A 20,998-nucleotide genomic window follows, 5' to 3' on the forward strand; every position below is an offset into this window, starting at 1 on the left:
TTTAGTCAACGATATACCCCAACATTACCAAAAGGTTGCCTTATGTCAACATTAAAAAATCACATTGCTCATTTTTGGGCATTCAATAATTCATCGGTAGAAAACGCTAAATCAATTCTTTATTACTTAGTGTTTATGTTTTACTTGTTGCTGATTGTGGTATCTACTTCTGACGCAATGATACTGATACCTTCCAGCCAGGTAATGCTACCGGTGTTGAATATTCCTTTACCATTGTGGGAGTTTTACCTCTGTATGCCTTTGTTGGTGGTAATATTACACTTCAATCTTTTGTATAACCTTATTCAGCACAGTAAAAAAGCCTATGCATATCAACAGGTAGAGAAAGACGCTGATCATCTTACAACATACCCTTTCATAGTGAATTTTGTAATTACCAGCCAAAAAACAAATAACTTCTGGTGGTTACGTTTTGTTCTTTGGCTGCTCATTTTTGCCTTTCCTTTAGGGTTACTATGTGCCATTCAATGGCAGTTTTCAGCTTACCACAGTAGTACGATGACCCTTTGGCACTGCTTTGTTGTAATGCTCGATGCTTTAGTTTTAAGCTTTGCCTGGCATAAAATCTTCCATCCCTCTTTGACCACAAAAACAACGGCGTCGAACAGTAATGATGTGACCAAGCCTTCTGTAAAAGCAAAAAAAGCTTTTCAAGACGTAAAGTTATCTTGGCAAGTGGCTGTATTTGTGGTTTTTGCACTATTTAATCTAACCGTTTTGCTCATATTTAAAAGCACTAATGGGCAAAGTGTGCAACACCTGATGCCTCACCTCAAGGTGCAACATCAAACGTTGATCAAAGCTCCACCCAGCGATCAAATTATTCAAAGGTTTATTGCCTTGGGCAAGTCAAAAGAAGAAGCCTATTGTGAATATGCCAGAGGGCTTGATTTGAGGGGACGCGATTTACGGTTTTGCGATTTTTCGGGAGCTTATTTGGTCAATGCCAACTTAGAAAAAGCTGATATAAGGGGAGCCAACTTTTCTTCTGCCAACTTACACGGTAGCAACCTTACTAAATCTATAGTACTTGGTGCGGTATTTTTTAAAACCAAAATGCACTATACAAAGCTTCATAAAATCGCTTTTCGTAAGACTCTCCACAAGGCATTAGACTTGAGGCATGCTCAGCTGAGTGCACTGGATTTGAGCAACTTAAACCTGAAAAACTATATATTTAAAGGAGCTGTGTGTACCAATGTAGATTTTAAAAGTGCAGACTTGAGCGATGTTGAGTTTACTGGAGCAGTGTTTAAACATTGTTTTATGAAAGGAGTGCAAATGCAAAGAGCAGTGTTGAATGGAGTAACTTTTGAACAAGCCAACAAAATGGATGGAGCTCGTATGCAAAATGCACAAATGAAAGCCGCATATTTAAACGGGGTAAGTTTGCAAGGGGCAGATATGAGCAATGTTGCATTAGAAGGTGCTATGTGGCAAAGAGACTCAATACAAGGCGTTAATCTACGTAATGCCCATCTGCAGGGAGCAGTGATTGAGGCCCAAGTTTTTTCGGGCAATTGTTTGGTACAAGCCCGCATCAAGGGCTCCATCCTTTCCAAAATCAAAGGGAGTACCCATAATTATTATTATGCAGTAAACCGTGACCAAAAACCATACTGGAGGCCACTGCACAAACAACTAAAAAAATACAATGTGAGTAGACATTTAGAATTGCACACCCGTGGGGTAAAAGACATCATAGAAGAACGCATTGCGTTGGCCAAACAACGCCTGAGCAAATCGGACACCACAGATATACAGGAGTATTTTGGAACAAACAATGGAGATAACTTTGTACAGGAACGAAAGAAAATTGCCTGCCAGAACATATACATTGCAGAGGGTGTTTTATCGCAAACACCACTGACAAGCATTGAGGAAAACGAGCGCATTTATCAACAGTTAAGTGATTATTTGAGGAATAATTGCGCTCGTATTTATGAAAAAATAGTGAAGAGAGGCAAAGTGAAAATTAATTAACATTGTTAGTTTTTACTTCCAGGTAACCCTGATACGAATGAAGTTTTTATCAAAATCTTCGCTACCCTCATTTGCCTTAGTTATTCTGATTAATTTTTTACCCCTATGCACCTTTAGTTGGGTTTTGCCTGCTTCATCATCCATCACGTAGAAATAATTCAGGTTTTTCCAATTTTTGTTGGGCTCCTTTTTTAGGAATTTTTTTAAGTCCAAAGGAAACTTTTGTTCTGATTGAATGTCTACTAGCAATGTGTGAGCATCTTTGAGCGAAAGGTATACATTATCATCAGTGCTTTTGCCATCAGATATTTTCCAGCGTTTATCTTCCTTTTCAAAGTGCATTTCCAGTACACGGTCTCCCGAAGTCTGCCAACTCATTTTAAACTTTTGTACCTCAGCAGGTACCAGGTTGGTCATAGCATAAAACATCACAAAAAATCCAAAACTAAACATAGTATAACGGCTTTAGTGGTAGAACTCATCTCGCCTCTTAATCATCAGCGGCAAATTATTTACCTTGTCCATACTTCAAGGTTTATCATTACCCTAGCATTGCTATGCTTCTTCTTGCTAAATCCCAGTCTGCCAGGGAAAACCTTCTCTTCACTCAACAAAAGCAATAGTTTTCGCAAACATTCAAAAAATAGAGACGAGTTTGTAATTAAAATTATTTTTTTGACTTCCAGGTAAGTTTAATACCTTGAAATTTTTGCAATTCACCTTTTTGGCCTTTCACTTTTAATTGTACAAAGTTTTTACCTCGTTCGGTTATATCAAGCCTTACAGGTCCGCCTTTATTATCCAGGTTTTTGAGCTCAAAGTATGTCAACTTATGCCACTTTTTGTGCTCTTTTTTGCCTATGTGTTCATCCAAAGATACTTTATGTACCTGTTCTTCACTCTCTTTCATTTGTATACATAGGTTGTTTTTTTTATCTGTCCACAAAATCACATAGTCATCCTCTGCCCGGCTGGGAGTCATTTTCCAACGACCATCGGTTTTTTCAAAGTTAATACGCATCGTACGCACCGTAGAGCTTTGCCACGCCATCTGAAAATGCTGGACATCGGCAGGAACGAGGTTGGTCATTGTATAAAAAATTATAAAAAAGCTGTAGTTTATTACCATAAGACTAAGAAATCAAAAAGGGTTAACAGTACATTACTGTACAAACGATTTTGAAGCTAAAATCGTAAAAATATATTTTATCAAGGTAGAAAACTCAAAATATATGCAATGCCTTCTGCATTTTAGTGATACATTGCACTGGTTACAATGAATAAAATCAATGGATAAAACAGAGATTATAAAGCGTAAATATGTAGTAGTGACCAGTATTATTCTATGGTTAATAGTGGCTAGTGTAAGCATTAGCGAGAGTGTATTTTTTTATAAAGTAAATAACCGACCAGTACCCATGGGGCGCATATTAATATGGGATATTAGTTGGGTTATGTGGCTATTGATGACCCCTTATGTGCTACAGGCATTGCAGTATTTTTTGGGGCAAGTTCAACAAACTTGGCGTGTCATTACCAATGTTATACTATTCGCTTTTTTAATATCTGTCGCTCAAGTATTGTTTGAAACCCTACTGGCTTACTTTTTATATCCCATATTTGACCAAGCCAAGCCTTTTACTGCTATACTCCTCAACGTACTTACCTATAAAACCCACATTAATATATTGATTGTATTTGCCCTAGCGGGTATTACAACGGCTATTAGACACTGGCAAAACGCCAAACATTTGCAGCTAGAGCGTGAACAACAACAAGTCAGACTTAGCCAGTTGCAACAGCAGCTAACCGAATCAAAGCTAGAGTTGCTCAGGCGCCAGCTAAAACCTCATTTTCTATTCAACACTTTGCATACCATTTCTGGATTAATCATTAAAGAAGCCTATGACCAATCGTTAGAAATGATTGCTAAACTTAGTGATTTACTGAGACTTACATTGCATTACAACGATCAACAGCTGATCCCCCTTAGAGAAGAGATAAAACTGATGCGTTTATATCTTGAAATTCATCAAATAAGATTCGGAGACGATTGTCAGTTAAACATTAATGTGCCCCAATGCTACGAAAGTGCTTTGGTTCCCTCATTTATACTTCAACCTATTGCCGAAAATGCTATTACACACGGGGTAGTGCCTAATATGAACAAGGGGTGCATCTCTTTGTCGGTAAGGTGCGAAAATGAGACGCTTTATATAGAAATAGCAGATAATGGAGTTGGGTTAAAAGATGGAGAAGCATTGAAAGAAGGTATAGGTATACAAAATTGCCGTAAAAGGTTAGATAGTTTATACAAGCAAAAACATGGTTTAGACCTTGAAGTCAAAAATGAAGGAGGGTTCTCTACTGTGTTATATTTCCCGTATCAGGACAAAGAACTTAAAACAAGTCCCCAAAATGAACATCAAAGTATTGATAGTAGATGATGAACCCATTGCCCGTGAAATGATAAACATTTTATTGGCAGAACATACTGGTCTGCAAGTGGTAGGCGAAGCCAGTAATGGGGAGGAAGCGCTTAAACTAATAGATACTCAAACACCCGACTTACTGTTTCTTGATATTCAAATGCCAGGAATGACAGGTATTAGCCTGGCGCAAAAGTTTGCGGGTTTTTACGGACATTTGGTGTTTGTAACTGCCTACGATGAATATGCACTTGCCGCGTTTGAACTTAACGCCATTGATTATTTGCTGAAACCGTTTACCAAAAAGCGCTTTCATCAAACGATTGAAAAAGTGCAAAGTAAGTTTCAACAAGCTTCACTGAATCGTGTGGAAGATAAATTACTTCAACTGGCTCAAGACTATAGTCAACTTAAAGCACAAGTTCAGCCTACACTTATTGACAGTAATGATACTTACCTGAGTAGGTTTGTGGCACGTCAAGCTAATAAAATAGTATTTATAGATATTGTAGAAGTAGAAGCTATAGTAGGAGCAAGCGACTACATAGAAGTACACCATGCAGGCAATAAAAGCTTGGTGAATACTACCCTTCAGGAAACTGCGGCTCGCCTGAACCCAGAAGATTTTCTCCGGATTCATCGGTCTTATATTTTACCTATCAGACAAATCAAAGAAGTAGTGCCACACTTTAACGGAGAGTATTTTTTTGTGATGAAAAATGGGCAAAAATACAAGTCAGGGCGTACTTACAAGACTCAAGTACAACAACTATTTCAATAAAGATAAGCCCCTAACAGTTGGCCGAGAAAAACACTCAGTTAGCCGATTGATCCCTGACAAATAGCAAGTTATATGTTTAATTGCTTTTCAAATAAAGGTAATAGCACCTAATCTTCGTAGTAGTGAAAACTTTACCAAGGTTTGCAAATCATATAACCCAATGAAAACACTTAACCAATACCTAATTGCTTTTTTATGTTGTGTACTGCCTTATATAGCAGTGGCTCAACAGTTTGAAAAGATTACCAGCTCAACCATTGCTTCTGATATTGCTGCTTCGCGTTCTGTTGCTTGGGTTGATGTAAATGGAGATGGATTTTTAGATGCTTTTGTGTCTAATGGACGAAAAGGAGGAGAAAATAATAGCCTATACATCAACCAACAAGACGGTTCTTTTACAAAAAAAACAAACGACCCTTTGGTGCAGGATAAGATGCCCTCTGATGGTGCCACTTGGGGTGATGTAGACAATGATGGAGACTTAGATGTGTATGTAGTGAACTGGTATGGTAAAGCCAATTTGTTCTACCTTAATGATGGTAAAGGAAATTTTACCCAAATAAAAAATAGTAACATTATTGCGGGCAAATTCTCAGAAACAGCTTGCTGGGCAGATTATGACAAAGATGGTGATTTGGATTTGTATGTAACCAATTCGGAAGGAGAACGCAATGTGCTGATTAAAAACAACGGAGATGGGCGTTTTACTGTAGATAACAGCCAAATAGTGTCTAAGGCCACCAAAAGCTCCAGAAGCGTTAACTGGGTGGACTTTGACAATGACAATGACTTAGATCTTTTTGTATCTAATGAAGGAAATGCTACCAATGAATTATACATCAACAATGGAGACAAAGGTTTTAGTGCATCTACCAATCATGCAGTGGTCACTTCACGGGCATCGTCTATGAGCAGTGCTTGGGGCGATTATGACAATGATGGTGACCTTGATTTGTTTGTAGCAAATTTTAAAGGAAAAAACAAATTGTTTCAAAATGATGGGAAGGGTGGGTTTGTTCAGGCTACTAACTCAGGAGTACAGGAAACGGCTTATTCTTTTGGGTCTATATGGGGTGACATAGACAACGACGGTGACCTCGACTTGTTTGTAGCGAATGCTACATTTACTGACACCAAAGTGAAAAACTTTCTCTACTTGAATAATGGCAATGGAACCTTTACCAAAGTAACCAATGACCCAGTGACTACCTATCAGGGAGCTACCTTTGGGGCTGCTTTAGGAGATTATGACAACGATGGTGACTTGGATTTATTAACTGCCAATACCTACAAAGAAGCAGAGGCTAATGGTTTATATCGTAACAAGGGAAACAACCACCACTGGCTTAATATTTCGTTGAAGGGTGTCGTATCTAATGCCTCGGCAATAGGTGCAAAAGTGAGAGTAAAAGCCACTATGCGAGGTAAAAGCATATGGCAAATGCGTGAAATTTCTGCTCAGTCAGGGTATAACTGTCAAAATAGCCTAAGAGTGCACTTTGGGTTGGGTGATGCCCAAAAAGTAGACTCTTTGGTGATAGAGTGGCCTTTAGGCATCAAAGAACACTTTGTTAATGTACAAACAAAGAAATTTATGTCTTTTCAAGAGCCTGTAACCAAAGGCTTTTTGAGAGTAAATTTCAAAACAGCCAAACTTCAATATAATATTCAAGAAACAGTAAGTTTTGTAAATACAAGCCTAACTGACACCAGCGAAAGTGTTGCTTATAGCTGGGATTTTGACGGTGATGGAACAGAAGATGCAATGGATGAAAACCCAAACCACATATATGATCAGGCAGGAACGTATGCCGTAAAATTGACCATTATCAATGCGTTAGGTAGTCATTCAATTATCCGCCCAAATTACATTCAAGTACTTGACCCTAACGGGGTAGATAGAGGTTTTTTACCCGAAGTAGCCATTTATCCTAACCCATTTGTTGATTATCTTAGAGTTTACACTGATAAATCTCAATTAAAAAAACTGATTTTATATGATGTGAAAGGGCGGCAAATAGGGTGTCAGGAGTTTAAAGAGGGGCAATCAAATACAATATGGCAAAGCCAACACTTGCCCAAAGGCACCTACTCTATAACTTTACTGTTAAGTAATGGAGCGTCTAAAAGCTTTAGGGTATTGAAAATGTAATATTGTAAGTAAATTATTTATTTAGCTGACTCTGAGCGTGTTTGTACAATACGTTCAGGGTCAGTTTTTTTTGTTTAAGTACTATAGTCAGGCAGTAATAGGCATTCTTTTAAATTTTGTATATTTGTGAAGAGAGCAATTTTTATTTTTTTGATAAAAACAACCACGAACAATAGCTAACACAAACTTTTTACCGTATTAAATTGGAGTTATTGTTTATACTAGGAGAAAAGAATGCAAAACGACGAACAAATATTAGAGGACGTGTCAAAAGTAAGTATTCAATTACTTTTACAAGAGCCTTTTTATGGACACTTTTTTACAGGTTTGATAAAAAAAGTAAGTAAAGAAATTGATACACTGGCTGTGGGGTATCACAATAGCTTGATTACTTTGTATATTAACTCTAAGTTTTGGACAGATTCGCTTACCAACGAAGATTTTAAGTATGGAGGAATCAAACACGAAATCTTACACATCGTTTTCAAACATATATTCCGTTACAAAAGCTTTAGCCAAAAAACCATCTTTAATGTAGCTGCTGATATAGTTGTAAATCAGTATGTGGCTGCTAACCAACTGATTGAAGGAGCTGTACTGCTAAGTAATTTTCCTGAGCTAAACCTAGAGCCCCATCAACACGTCAACCATTATTATAATGCACTGCTTGATTTGTACAATAAATTTGCTGACGGCAAAAATGAGGAGGAAGCAGAAGGCAATGAGGCTTGGAAAAACCTGAAGAATTTTTTGGATCAGGATGCTGAAAACCAAAAACGCCACTCTTTTTGGAAAGAAATAGATAAACTATCAAGTGCTGAAAAAGATATTGCCGAAGCTGCGGTTAACCAAGCATTAGAAAATACGTTGAAGAGGGTAAAGTCTAAAGATTTTGGCAAATTACCAGCAGGTTTACAGCAATACCTCGAAGAATTTGAAAAGTCTATGGTGCCAATAGTAAATTGGAAAAGGGTATTAAAGCTTTTTGCCAATAGCAGTAGTCGCACCGAAATCAGAAATACACTGCGACGACCGTCTAAAAGGTATGGCACAAACCCTGGCATTAAAGTAAAAAAGAAACAAAAACTCTTAATTGCTATAGATACCTCTGGAAGTATCAATATGGAAGAACTTAAAGATTTTTTTAATGAAGTATACCATATATGGAAACAAGGAACAGAAGTGTTTGTAATAGAGTGTGACACTGCTATTCACTCAGAGTATTATTATAGTGGTAAAACCCCTAAAACAGTAAGTGGAGGAGGAGGAACTGCCTTTGAACCACCATTGCAGTATGCCAATGATGTATACCGCCCCGATGCATTAATTTACTTTACAGATGGTTATGCTTCAAACCCTACAGTAAGGGCTGTTTGTCCTTTGTTGTGGCTCATCAGTAAAGAAGGATCTGACCTTGAATATTTACGCGACTTCCCTGGAAGAAAAGTCAAAATGATATAATTACCATTGATAAAATGGATATGGGTAACATAATTACTGAACTTGTTCTCCCTAAAATGTTTTTATATAAATTTAGAATAATTAATTATAATTCCATCCTTTAAAAGTAAGTAACTTGTATGGCTATATGTTAATCAATTGTTCTTGCTTTTAAGTAATGTCTTAACTTGTAATTTTTAACCAATATGACTCATTACCCAAAAGAATGTTTAAAAGATGTCAAAGTATACTTTGAAATAGAAGCTGCAGCTGATAATGATTGGATTACTGTACATTGGCAGGGCTTTCAGAAGATTGAAAGGTCAAAAGCAGGAATGCTCAAAGAGTTAGAAGTAATTAAAGCTACTGGTAGAACTAAAGTTTTAAACTATAACACCGCAATCAAAGGTCCTTACCCGGTAGGTATAGACAAATGGATAGCTGAAGAGTGGTTGCCTAAAGCGGCTAGTTTAGGACTAAAGCACGCCGCTACTATTGTATCGAGCAACATTTTTGCTTCGCTTTCAGCAGAACAAACTGAGATGGCTTTTGACGGCGGAATTACTTATAAAAACTTTGAAGATGAAGGGGCTGCTATAAGATGGTTAAGCAGTGTTTAAAATTTACTTTATACATTCTTTGACATAAATAATAGCTGTTATTTACCCATAAAAACTTTCAATGTAACTTTATGTTGGAATATCAGGCATTGTAAAAACAAAACTGCCCTCTTGATGTTAGGTCTAACCTTAGACCAAAGTAACAACAAGAGGGTTTTATTATGCCTTTATTGTAACTCCCTCAAATACATTTGGATAGTATTTTCTAAACCATAATACAAGGCATCACAAATCAATGCATGCCCAATAGACACCTCTTTCAACGCAGGGATTTGGTGTTTAAGATATTGCAGGTTTGTTAAGTCCAAATCGTGCCCTGCATTGATTCCCAACCCCAGACTATTGGCAAGTTTAGCACACTCGACATAAGCTTCTATGGCTTGTTCACAGTCTTTGCTGTATTGTTCGGCGTAAGGGCCTGTATAAAACTCAATGCGGTCAGCTCCTACCTTAGCCGCTCCTGTTATTAAATCCTTTGCTGGATTGATAAAAATAGAAGTACGCATACCATAAGATTTTAACTCTGCAATTGTTTCAGTCAAAAAAACTTCATACTTAATGGTGTCCCAGCCCGTATCTGAGGTTAATACATCTTCTGCATCAGGTACCAGTGTTACTTGGGTTGGTTTTATTTTCTTAACCAACTCCAGAAAACGCCCATTTGGATTACCCTCAATGTTAAACTCCGTGGTTACCACTTTTTGCAAATCCATTACATCCTGATAGCGGATATGCCGTTCGTCAGGGCGTGGGTGAACTGTGATGCCCTGTGCGCCAAATCGTTCACAATCTTGTGCTACCTTTATTACATCAGGGTTGTTGCCACCTCTGGCATTTCTTAAAGTAGCGACTTTGTTGATATTTACACTAAGTTTGGTCATTTTAGTAGTTTTTATGTAAATTTACTTTATTATTCAAAATCAAAACACTCTATAAATCAGTATATAAAACAAATAATCCAAGAAAAAACCTAAAACTAAAAAGATATGAGTTTAAAAACCCAAATAGATGCTGATATTAAAGATGCTATGAGGGCAAAAGACAAAGAGTCTTTACGTGCGTTGCGTGCAATTAAATCATTAATTTTATTAGAAGAAACCAAAGAGGGCAAAACTGGTGAGCTAAGCGAGGAGGATGAAATACAGCTTTTAAGCAAAGCAGCTAAACAAAGACGTGAATCTGCCCGGATATACCATGAACAAGGTAGAGCTGAGTTGGCAAAAAACGAAGAAGATGAGATTGCCATCATTGAAAAGTACCTGCCCAAACAATTATCAGAGGATGAACTATCTGCAAAACTCAAAGAAATTATTCAACAAGTAGGAGCATCAAGCCCTAAAGATATGGGCAAGGTGATGGGATCTGCCTCTAAAGCTTTGGCTGGCCAGGCAGATGGCAAAGCAATTGCCAGTATGGTAAAAACTTTATTGGCAAACTAAAATATGCAAATAGCAGCATTAATACTAGATGCAATGGTATTGCTCCCTATGGCATGGGGAGCTTATATTGGCTTCAGAAAAGGGCTACTGTCAGAAGTGGTAAGCATCTTGCACTATTCTATTGCCTTCATTATATGCTTCAAAGTAGTAGGTTTATTATTAAGCCTTTTGCGCGAACACGCTTTTAAGTTCAGTGTAGAAGCATACCCCAGACTTGTATTTGTTTTAGGTGCGCTATTAGCCATAGTCCTTTTAGATAAGATTGGCGATCACTTTAAAACAGAAATAGACTACGACTTTCCTGGAAGCTGGGATAATATTATTGGAGCAGTCATTGGTTTGTTCAAATATGCCATTATCATGACATTTTTAATTTGGACTCTAGAAGGAACTGGAAGTTTTAAGGCCAAAATGGAGAAAAAATCTATTTTGTATAGCACTATCAAAAAGATAGGGAAAGAATTAGCAGGGAAGAAAAACAAAAACAATATCTCAGATATGATTCGAAACTCTATATAATCTGTTTTACCAAGTGTAGATTCAATACAGAAAAGCCTTGAAATCAAATAAATCATTCTATAATTTTCAAGGTTTTAACGTGAGAACTGCCTATATTTTCACTGTACCATTCAAACATTTTCTTTTCATTAGATGAACCTCTAAAGAATTCTCTCTGTTTTTTACTTAAAACTTACGCTTTGCCAAAAGCACTTGTTTTGAATTATCAGGGGTTTATGTTTATTTTACGTCTTAGCTAGTAGATGTGTTTTGGAAGCAAGCCATTGAAACATTATTAAAAAGAAATATTAATATAATAGCCTGTTTTCTTTCGCTTATCAAACCTTACAAATAAGTGGGTAAAAATGATGTTATAATAGATGAAAAAAATGCTCTATATTAACACCTACTTCAGTACTGGTTATAAATATTGCTTAGTAATAGTGTTAGTATTGTTCAAAAAAATGCATGTATTGGGTTGATGCAACTTATATAAATAAATTTAAGCAGATACCTAAAGTTCTGACTTTAGCGTTGTTACTTTGAGTGCCGAATAGTACAATAAAATTATCATAAAAGACAAATAAAGATAATTCAGTCATGCCAAATACTTATTTGGCATAGCTTGTTAAAATAAACTTAAATAAGAAAATTATGATCGCCGAAGAGCTAATTAATCACATGATTCCACCATTAAAACCGACAGACTCTATAAACAAGGGGTTGACCTGGATGGAAGAATTACGTGTTAATCAGCTTCCTGTAGTTGATAATGGTGAATATATAGGTTTAATCGGTGAAGATATTATATACAAATACAACAATCAAAATGCTTTGATCAAAGACCTTCAGTTATTTGGTCAAGACATATTTGTATCTTATTACCAGCACTTTTACGACGTATTGAAGGTAGCTGATACTTATGGGGTAGATGTAATACCTGTGTTAGGGGAAGAAAATAACTTTTTAGGAGTTGTTACAATGAATGATACCTTAAGCGCATTTGCAAAATCTACTGCAATGAAAGAGCCCGGCAGTATCTTTGTTTTATGGATGGATCAGAGAGACTACTCACTTACAGAGATCAGCCGTTTGGTCGAATCTAACAATGCCAAGATTTTAAGTACTTATATTGCCACAGACAATCAAGATCCATCAAAAATCAATGTAACTATAAAAGTAGATAAAACAGACCTGGCTCGTATCATTTCTACTTTTGAACGGTTTAGCTACAGAATTATAGCTAAATTTCAAGCCGCTGAAAACCAGGAAATAGATAAAGAACGTCTGGATATTTTATTCAGATATTTAGATTTGTAACGGTTAAACTAGTATTCTTTCAAAAAGTTGTAAAAGTTAGGTTTGAGTGTACAACTAAACAAGACCTGAGTCGTATTTGTTATAATATAAATAACACAGATCATTCTATTATCACCATTCTTTAATATATCACCATTCACTATCCATACAGATGGTGACGGTTCTTTGCGCTCAAAATATTAACAATAAAACACAATATACCAGCAAGTTATAAATCTGGAATTTGCTTGATTCATAGTCTGGAAAGTGTATGTTATGTAGCAATAATTTATTCTTATATTATCAATGAGGGTAATTATTCAATATGATACATTTTTCTTCGTTAGTCAAATAGTTTGAACGAATGAATATTGCCATACATGGAAGAACATTTCGCACAGAAACTACGCCTTATGTACAAGGAATGTTTAAAGAATTAAAACAAAGAGGGATTGATGTACAAGTGTCATCAATATTTTATGAGTTTCTGAAAGAGGTAGGTGTTGATCCTTTGAGTACTTCTATTTACACCAATAAGGATGATCTTAAAGGTGCAGATTTCTTATTTAGTCTTGGGGGAGACGGCACTCTGCTTGAGTCTGTGACCCAAGTAGCAGATAAAGAAATACCAATTTTGGGCATCAATACAGGGCGTTTAGGTTTTTTGGCAACTACTGCGCCAGAAGAAATAGGGGCAGCCATCAGTAGTATATGCAAGGGGTATTACCGTATAGACTCGCGAAGTTTGGTAAGCCTAGAGTCTGACACTGATATTTTTGACGGCTTGAATTTTGGCTTGAATGAGTTGGCAATTACAAAAAGAGACACTTCGTCAATGATTGTGGTACACACATATATCAATGGTGAATACTTGAACTCTTACTGGGCAGATGGTTTGATCGTTTCAACACCCACTGGTTCTACAGGTTATTCTTTAAGTTGTGGTGGACCAGTAGTACTACCCGAATCAAACAACTTTATCATTGCGCCAATTAGCCCACATAACTTAAACGTAAGGCCTTTGATTATTTCAGATGACAGCATTATATCATTCGAGATAGAAGGCAGAAGTAAAAATTTCTTGGTTTCGTTAGATTCTCGTTCTAAAGTAATAGATGCATCAGTACAGATAGCAGTGAAAAAAGAGCGATTTAGAACACAGCTGCTAAAAATGAATGAAGATAATTTTTTAAATACATTGCGAAGAAAACTTAGTTGGGGGTTAGATATTCGTAACTAAGACTTTGTATGTATGATAATGTTAAATAGGTATTTTTGTAAAAAAAATGTGGTATGAATAAATATAGGATACTGCTAATTATCACTTTATTATCATTAGCTGGTTACAACGTAGAAGCACAAAGGTTTAACAGAAGAGTTACCGAAGGTTTTATTACAGTTGGGGCACAAGTGGGTACGATCAACTATTTTGGAGATATGAACCCTTTGACCCAATATGTGGCTCCCGAATGGCGTTTTTTGCGTCCAAGTATTGCCATCAATGTACAACGAAAACTTAGTAGTAATTTTCATGTACGCCTAGAATTTACTTATGGTCGTTTACGTGGCGACGATTTTATCTCTGCAAGTCCAAACAATGCACGACACCGTTATCGCTATATGCGTAATACTCACTTTCGAAACGATATTAAGGAATTATCGCTCGTGGGTGAGTATAATATTATAGGAAGCAGCGGAAAATATTACCGTCGGGCTAACTTTACTCCTTACATCCTAGGGGGAATTGCTGTATTTCATCATAATCCCAAGGCCAAAACTTCTGATGAGTTTGGGGGCAAATGGGTAGCTCTTCAGCCACTAGGTACCGAAGGGCAACAGTCAGGTGTAGAAGGTTACGCCAAGCCTTATGCCCGTATTCAACCGGCACTTATTTTTGGTGCAGGGGTAAAGTGGAAACTCAACGACCGTACTAACCTTTCGTTTGAATTGGCATTTCGTTATTTATTCTTTGATCAGATAGATGATGTAAGTGGCACTTACCCCGATATGGGTGACTTACAGAGTGATTTGGTTCGTTCATTATCTAATCGTACACTAGAAACAAACAATGCTGTAACAGGCAGAAGCCGTGAGCCAGACTTGAGTCGTATTCTAGAGCAAGTAAGCCCTCGAGTTACTTACGTAGGTAGTGATGGCAACCCTTACAATACGATTGCTGGCTTTGGAAGCAAAGGCGATAAAAGAGGGGAAGCTGGAAACAATGATATTTATCTTGTAGCTGGTATCAGACTATCCTATATCATTAATGTGGGTTTGAAGTGTCCTCAAATTAGATAATCAATCAAATACTTATACATTTTAGAAAATTGTGTAGAATGAAATCTCTCAAATATATATTCATAGCTATTTTAGCCTCTGTATTGGTTTACTCTCCTGCAAAAGCACAAATACATGAGGTAGGGATAATGGCTGGACTTGCCAGCTACAAAGGTGAAATGTCCCAATATTTTCCTAACTTACATCAGATAGATAATATTGCAAATCGTATAGCGGTTGGCGCTTTTTATCGTGGAAACTTTAGCCGATCTATTAGTATCAGGGGAAACTTTACTTACGGAAAAGTTGATGGTACCGATGCTAATGGTACTGATTTTATATCTCAACAGCGGGGACATTTCTTTCAGACCGACTTGCTGGAGCTATCTGCACAGATAGAATATAACTTTAGAGATTTTAGACGCAACCTCAAGTTTCCTGAAACCTGGACTCCTTATCTTTTTGTTGGTGTGGGTGGTATGAAAATGTCTCCCCGATATAATCTTCTACCTACTTATGACTTATACTCTATCACTATCCCAATAGGTATAGGCATGAAGTTTATGTTGAATGATAAACTCAACCTGGGGATGGAGTTTGGCGCCCGTAAAACTTTTACTGATTTTATTGATGATATTGGAGTAAATGTAGATCAAGCTGGTACTCCACGCAACCCCCTTTACTTTACTGGCAATACTGCCGATAATGATATGTACTTCTTTACTGGTTTTACGCTTAGCTATGTAATGCCAATTCCCAAAAGACTTTGCCCTATAAAAATTAAAACTTTTTAATATCTCCCTCCTTAAAAACACAAATAAAGAATAAGACTATAATTATTCTTTATAAGAATTTAAATAACCAATCCATTTTTATAACTTGCGTCTCGATTAATAAATGGTGTCAATTTGCTATAAATTGACACTATTTTAAAGCTTTCCGCTTTGAATGAAAGATAATATAAATTCTGAAAATTTACCACAGCACATTGCTGTTATTATGGACGGCAACGGTAGATGGGCAAAGAAAAAAGGTGCTCGTCGTGTTTTTGGACACAAAAACGCTGTAAAAGCTGTAAGAGATGTTACAGAGGCATCAGCAGAGTTAGGCATCAAATACCTGACATTATATGCTTTTTCGACAGAAAACTGGTCTCGCCCTAAAGCCGAAGTTGAAGCCTTGATGAAGCTTTTGGTCTCTACTATACGTAAGGAGGTCAAGACGCTTGTCAAAAACAATGTAAAACTGCAATCTATTGGCAATAGAGATGATCTACCTAAGGGTTGTCAGCGTGAGTTGGCAGAAGCTATAGAGCTTACCAAAGATCATACAGGACTTACATTGACATTGGCTTTGAGTTATAGCGGACGCTGGGACATTGTGAATGCAGTGAAGGACATCGCACATGATGTGAAAAATGGTAAAGTTGATCCTCATGATATTAACACAAACCTCTTTTCTAAATACCTCAGCACCGATAAAATGCCTGACCCTGAGCTAATGATCAGGACAAGTGGCGAAATGAGGGTAAGTAATTTTTTGCTCTGGCAATTGGCTTACTCCGAAATTTACATATCACCTATTCTATGGCCGGATTTCAGGCGCGAACACTTGTATGAAGCAATTATAGATTACCAAAAACGAGAAAGACGATTTGGTAAGACTAGTGAACAAGTGAATTTATTAAATGATTAATTGATGAAAAAGCAAGTTAAATTGCCCCGTTTTCGGGGATTTTCAGTTTTAGGACTAATACTATGCTCATTAGTAATTTCTATTACACAAACCCAGGCACAAGTAGTAGATATAGACTACAGAACTCCAAAACAATATATCATAGGTGGTGTTACCGTTACAGGAGCCAAATACTTATCCCCCAATGTGTTAATCTCCATTTCTGGTTTAAAAACAGGTGACAAGATTTTGATTCCTGGACCTAAAGTAAGTAGCGCTATAAAACGCTTATGGAAGCAAGGGATTTTGGGAGATGTAAAGTTGTCAATTGCGAAAGTTGAAGGAGATAAAGTCTTTTTCAATATTCAGGTAAAAGAAAGACCCCGACTGACAAGGGTGCAGTATGAGAATTTTACCCGAGGGCAAAGAGATAAAGTAGGAGAAAATATTAAGCTTGGGCGAATTTTGACAAGTTCCAAGAAAAAGAATATCAAACAAAGAACAAAAGAATACTTTATAGGTAAAGGATTTTTGGATGCTGAAGTCTTTTTAGAAGAAATTCCTGATAAATTGGTAGCAAACGGTGTAATTCTGAAAATCAAAGTTGTAAAGAAAAGCAAGGTCAAGGTTCGTCGTATTAACTTTACAGGAAACAAGGTTTTTTCAGATAAAAAACTAAGGCGAAAGTTAAAAGCTACTAAGCAAAAAAAGTGGTATAGAATATTCAAAAGATCAAAGTATGTACAAAGCAACTTTGAAGAAGATAAAGCCAAGCTGATTGCTTATTATAATAGACAGGGGTTTAGAGATGCCCGAATTATAGAAGATAAAGTAAGTAGAGGCAAAGATGGCCTAGTATACATTGATATAAAAATAGAAGAAGGACGTCGTTACTATTTTAGAAGTATTACCTGGCAAGGTAACTACTTGTATAGTGATGAACAACTTGGAAAAGTTTTAGGCATTAATAAAGGAGATGTCTATAACCTGGAAGACTTAAATAAACGCTTGAATTTTAGCCAAACCAGTTTAGACATTACCTCTCTATATATGGATGATGGCTACTTGTTTTTTAGAGTAACCCCTGTGGAGGTATCTATAGAAGGAGACTCTATTGATGTAGCAATGCAAATTTATGAAGGACCTCAAGCCACTATTAATAAGGTAATACTTAAAGGAAATACCAAAACAAGTGACCACGTAGTAATACGCGAAGTGAGAACTACCCCCGGTCAAAAGTTTAGCCGACGTAACATCATTCGTACCCAACGAGAGATCATTGGTTTACAGTATTTTAACCCCGAAAACCTAGACATTAAGCCTGTTCCACATCCTGAAAATGGAAATGTAGACATTGAGTACACAGTAGAAGAAAAGCCCAGTGACCAAATAGAGTTATCTGGTGGTTGGGGTGGAGGCTTTGGTTTCATTGGTACCCTAGGGCTTGTTTTTAACAACTTTTCAGTGCGTAAAATGGGGCGCTTAAGCAACTGGCGACCTTTGCCTTCTGGCGATGGACAACGCCTTGCCTTGAGAATGCAGGCGAATGGTACAAGGTTTCAGACTTATTCTTTGACCTTTACTGAGCCGTGGTTAGGTGGACGTAAACCCAATTCATTTACCGTATCTCTTAGTCATTCTATTCAGCGTAATATTCAGTTTGATCAGGTGCTTGGTTCTTTACAAGTTTCAAGTGTGACCTTGAGTTTAGGTAGAAGGTTGAAATGGCCAGATAACTATTTTACAGTGATCAACTCTCTTGGTTATCAGGTGTACAACAATGATAATTTTAGTGCTTTTACATCTGCGGGCATTTCTCAAAGTTTTACATTTAATACTGTAATCTCACGAAATAGCATTGATAACCCTACTTATTCACGTAACGGGTCTAGCTTGTCTCTGAGTATCAATTTAACCCCTCCCTACTCTTTGTTTAACAACAAGGATTACACAACATTATCTGACCAGGAAAAGTTTGCATTGATAGAATACCATAAATGGATGTTCGATGCATCATTCTTTACTCCAATAGTGGGCGATTTGGTTTTCCATACTCGTGCACACTTTGGTTTCTTAGGTTTGTATAATGCTGATGTTGGGTATGGACCTTTCGAAAGATTTATATTAGGAGGTGATGGTTTATCAGGGCAAAACTTTCTTTTAGGCAACGATATTATTGGTTTACGAGGATATAATAATAACAGTATACAGCCAGTGCGCCTGACAGACGGAAGGCAGGAAGCAGGTATTGCTTTTAATAAATTTGTGATGGAGCTACGTTATCCTATTTCACTGAATCCTTCAGCAACCATCTTTATCTTAGGTTTTCTTGAAGGTGGAAATAACTGGGGTAGCTATGCTAACTTTAATCCTTTCGATATTTACAGGTCTGCTGGTATTGGAGCACGTATCTTTATGCCTGCTTTCGGTATGCTTGGCTTAGACTGGGGATATGGATTTGATGAGGTTAGGGGGGCTCCTGGAGCAAACAAAGGACAGTTTCACTTTACGATTGGACAAATCTTACGATAGAAATTTTGTCACATAAAAATCGGAAACTATGTTAAAAAGTGTATTTTTTTCTCTTGCGTGTATACTTGTGAGCGCTACCTATGCAAGTGCTCAGAAGTTTGGCTTTATTGATTCTAATTTTATTCTACAACAAATGGAATCATATAAAAAAGCAAAGGCTGAAATTGACAAAGCTGCAACGAACTGGCAGCAACAAGTAGAGGCTAAGCTAAAAGCTGTAGAACGAATGCGTGCCAAGTATATTCAAGAAGAGATTCTGCTGACTGCAGAAATGAAGGATGAACGTCAGAAAGAAATTGCCAAGAAAGAACAAGAAGCCAGAGAATATCAAAAAAAGGTTTTTGGTTATGAGGGCTTATTGTTTCAGCGCAGGCAAGAGCTGATTAAACCTGCTCAAGAAGAATTGCAAAAAGCTGTCAAACGTGTGGCTAGGCGTTATAAAATCCAAGTGGTGTTTGATAAATCCAGTGATTTAATAATGATTTATGCCAGCCCAACCCATGATTATACAGAAAGGGTTTTGGTACAGTTAGGACTTGCCGAGGAGGATTAGTCAGTTGAAATAAAATGAATAGGTGGCCGTTTTAATGGGGGAGTAATAAATAGCTTATATTTATTATACCACCCATTATTATAATTCTATCAATTAGATTGTGAAACAACAGTTATTCTAGTAAAATTGCATCATCTTTCTAGGTAGATTATTTAAAACAACTCTTGAATTAAACTTTGAATAATGGATACAAAAAAAGTTTTTGGTTTAAAAGCACTATTATTAGGTGTGATCTTATTAGGGAGCTTTGGGCAAGTGATGGCTCAGGCACCTGCCAAAATAGGGTATTTTGATACGGGATATGTGTTTAGCAACTTACCTGAATATAAGAAAATCCAAAGTGCGTTGGATATATACAAAAAGCAATTGACGGCAGAGGCTAATAAAAAGCAAAAAGAAATGCAAAGTAAAATTGCCGAATACCAGAAATTGGCAAGTGCCAAACCTGCTACACCAGTGGCTATACTTCAGACACGTCAACAAGAGATTACCAAACTTGACCAGGAGTTACGTCAGTTTCAGCAAGCTGCCCGACAGCAGTCTTTACAGAAGGAAAATGCGTTAATTAACCCTGTTACCAAGAAAGTACAAACATCTATTGACAAGGTAGCCAAGGCTAATAACTTTGCTATCATAATTAAAAAAGAAGCTTTGCTATACGAAGTGCCTGGTGATAATATCTCAGACTTGGTATTGAAAGATTTGGGGGTAACGGTTACGAAGAAAGGCAATAAATAAGGCATCATGAAAAAAACTACTTATATATTATTACTTATCCTGTTGGTAAGTTTTACGTCGAATGTATTGGCTCAAACGTCGCCTAAAGTACGTTTTATAGACTTACAGTATGTGGCACAGCAACTTCCTGCTTTTAAGAAAGCACAAAAAGATTTGTCTGCCCTTAGAAAACAGTTGGAGTCAGAACTACTGAAAAAGCAAGGGGAGTTGAAAAAGAAGTTTGGCGCCTATGAAAAAGAAGCGCCTACTATGAGTGATTTGATTAGGGCAAGTCGTGAGCAGGAATTGAAAAGATTGCAAGATGAACTTGTAAAGTTTGATCGTACTGCCCGCCAACAAACGATGGTAAAAGAACAACAATTACTATCGCCTATTTACAAGAGCATCAGTAAGAATGTAGAAACTTATTCTGCTGAAAAGCAAATAGACTTTGTGTTGAGAAAAGACCAATTGGTATATGATACCAAAGCGTTTAATATATCTGACGATATACTAAGAAAAATGGGTATTACGCCTAAAAAGATTACTCCTAAAGGCTCAAATAATAAAAAATAAGGATATT

Annotated in this window: 20 protein-coding genes; 17 read left to right on the forward strand and 3 right to left on the reverse strand. The window is 36.9% G+C overall.

Features of this window, described 5'->3' with window-relative positions:
* Positions 1–42: 42 nt before the first annotated feature.
* A complete protein-coding gene (locus M23134_RS18890) occupies positions 43–2,004 on the forward strand; it encodes a pentapeptide repeat-containing protein (RefSeq protein WP_002698777.1) in 1,962 nt (653 codons plus the stop codon).
* Between the two features lie 12 nt (positions 2,005–2,016).
* Here M23134_RS18890 and M23134_RS18895 read toward each other — a convergent pair whose 3' ends face one another.
* Positions 2,017–2,457 (reverse strand): hypothetical protein, encoded by a 441-nt coding sequence (locus M23134_RS18895; protein ID WP_002698779.1) that lies wholly within the window; start codon positions 2,455–2,457, stop codon positions 2,017–2,019.
* 214 nt (positions 2,458–2,671) lie between these two features.
* Entirely contained in the window at positions 2,672–3,094 is a 423-nt protein-coding gene (locus M23134_RS18900) for a hypothetical protein (protein WP_157558545.1), read from the reverse strand.
* 199 nt (positions 3,095–3,293) lie between these two features.
* Between M23134_RS18900 and M23134_RS38485 the strand changes: the two genes are divergently transcribed.
* The 5 genes from M23134_RS38485 to M23134_RS18925 all read left to right on the forward strand — a co-directional run bounded on the left by M23134_RS38485 (position 3,294) and on the right by M23134_RS18925 (position 9,426).
* The gene (locus tag M23134_RS38485) at positions 3,294–4,451 is read left to right on the forward strand and encodes a sensor histidine kinase (protein ID WP_002698785.1); all 1,158 of its coding nucleotides are present in this window, start codon (positions 3,294–3,296) and stop codon (positions 4,449–4,451) included.
* Positions 4,423–5,214 (forward strand): LytR/AlgR family response regulator transcription factor, encoded by a 792-nt coding sequence (locus tag M23134_RS18910; protein WP_002698787.1) that lies wholly within the window; start codon positions 4,423–4,425, stop codon positions 5,212–5,214. Before M23134_RS38485 ends, M23134_RS18910 begins: the two co-directional genes overlap by 29 nt.
* A 160-nt stretch (positions 5,215–5,374) precedes the next feature.
* Complete coding sequence (locus M23134_RS18915; RefSeq protein ID WP_002698789.1) at positions 5,375–7,366, forward strand: FG-GAP-like repeat-containing protein; 1,992 nt, start codon at positions 5,375–5,377, stop codon at positions 7,364–7,366.
* A gap of 234 nt (positions 7,367–7,600) precedes the next feature.
* Positions 7,601–8,827: a vWA domain-containing protein gene (locus M23134_RS18920; protein WP_002698792.1), complete on the forward strand. Its 1,227-nt coding sequence runs from the start codon at positions 7,601–7,603 to the stop codon at positions 8,825–8,827.
* Positions 8,828–9,012: 185 nt separating this feature from the next.
* Positions 9,013–9,426 carry a hypothetical protein gene (locus M23134_RS18925; protein ID WP_002698794.1) on the forward strand — a complete coding sequence of 138 codons (414 nt, stop codon included), beginning with the start codon at positions 9,013–9,015 and terminating at the stop codon, positions 9,424–9,426.
* A gap of 167 nt (positions 9,427–9,593) precedes the next feature.
* Here the strand turns inward: M23134_RS18925 and M23134_RS18930 are convergent, their stop codons facing one another.
* Positions 9,594–10,307 (reverse strand): pyridoxine 5'-phosphate synthase, encoded by a 714-nt coding sequence (locus M23134_RS18930; protein ID WP_002698796.1) that lies wholly within the window; start codon positions 10,305–10,307, stop codon positions 9,594–9,596.
* Positions 10,308–10,412: 105 nt separating this feature from the next.
* Here M23134_RS18930 and M23134_RS18935 point away from each other — a divergent pair, with 105 nt between their 5' ends.
* The 11 genes from M23134_RS18935 (at position 10,413) to M23134_RS18985 (ending at position 20,991) form a co-directional block, all read left to right on the forward strand.
* Positions 10,413–10,865, forward strand: a complete 453-nt coding sequence (locus M23134_RS18935; RefSeq protein WP_002698799.1) for a GatB/YqeY domain-containing protein — start codon at positions 10,413–10,415, stop codon at positions 10,863–10,865.
* Between the two features lie 3 nt (positions 10,866–10,868).
* Positions 10,869–11,384, forward strand: coding sequence for a CvpA family protein (locus M23134_RS18940; RefSeq protein WP_002698801.1), 516 nt, complete (start codon positions 10,869–10,871; stop codon positions 11,382–11,384).
* Between the two features lie 633 nt (positions 11,385–12,017).
* On the forward strand, positions 12,018–12,683 hold the full coding sequence (locus tag M23134_RS18945) for a CBS domain-containing protein (protein ID WP_002698803.1): 666 nt from the start codon (positions 12,018–12,020) through the stop codon (positions 12,681–12,683).
* Between the two features lie 343 nt (positions 12,684–13,026).
* Positions 13,027–13,902: an NAD kinase gene (locus tag M23134_RS18950; protein ID WP_045113881.1), complete on the forward strand. Its 876-nt coding sequence runs from the start codon at positions 13,027–13,029 to the stop codon at positions 13,900–13,902.
* 53 nt (positions 13,903–13,955) lie between these two features.
* A complete protein-coding gene (locus M23134_RS18955) occupies positions 13,956–14,960 on the forward strand; it encodes a DUF6089 family protein (RefSeq protein WP_002698806.1) in 1,005 nt (334 codons plus the stop codon).
* 38 nt (positions 14,961–14,998) lie between these two features.
* Positions 14,999–15,733 carry a type IX secretion system protein PorG gene (gene porG, locus M23134_RS18960; protein ID WP_002698808.1) on the forward strand — a complete coding sequence of 245 codons (735 nt, stop codon included), beginning with the start codon at positions 14,999–15,001 and terminating at the stop codon, positions 15,731–15,733.
* A 154-nt stretch (positions 15,734–15,887) separates the two neighbouring features.
* On the forward strand, positions 15,888–16,634 hold the full coding sequence (locus tag M23134_RS18965) for an isoprenyl transferase (RefSeq protein ID WP_002698809.1): 747 nt from the start codon (positions 15,888–15,890) through the stop codon (positions 16,632–16,634).
* A gap of 3 nt (positions 16,635–16,637) precedes the next feature.
* Entirely contained in the window at positions 16,638–19,145 is a 2,508-nt protein-coding gene (gene bamA / locus M23134_RS18970; protein ID WP_002698811.1) for an outer membrane protein assembly factor BamA, read from the forward strand.
* Positions 19,146–19,173: 28 nt separating this feature from the next.
* Positions 19,174–19,698: an OmpH family outer membrane protein gene (locus tag M23134_RS18975; protein ID WP_002698812.1), complete on the forward strand. Its 525-nt coding sequence runs from the start codon at positions 19,174–19,176 to the stop codon at positions 19,696–19,698.
* Between the two features lie 183 nt (positions 19,699–19,881).
* Positions 19,882–20,436, forward strand: coding sequence for an OmpH family outer membrane protein (locus M23134_RS18980; protein ID WP_002698813.1), 555 nt, complete (start codon positions 19,882–19,884; stop codon positions 20,434–20,436).
* Positions 20,437–20,442: 6 nt separating this feature from the next.
* Positions 20,443–20,991: an OmpH family outer membrane protein gene (locus M23134_RS18985; protein WP_002698814.1), complete on the forward strand. Its 549-nt coding sequence runs from the start codon at positions 20,443–20,445 to the stop codon at positions 20,989–20,991.
* The last annotated feature ends 7 nt before the right edge of the window (positions 20,992–20,998 follow it).

The sequence above is a fragment of the Microscilla marina ATCC 23134 genome (genome assembly GCF_000169175.1).
Classification (GTDB): domain Bacteria; phylum Bacteroidota; class Bacteroidia; order Cytophagales; family Microscillaceae; genus Microscilla; species Microscilla marina.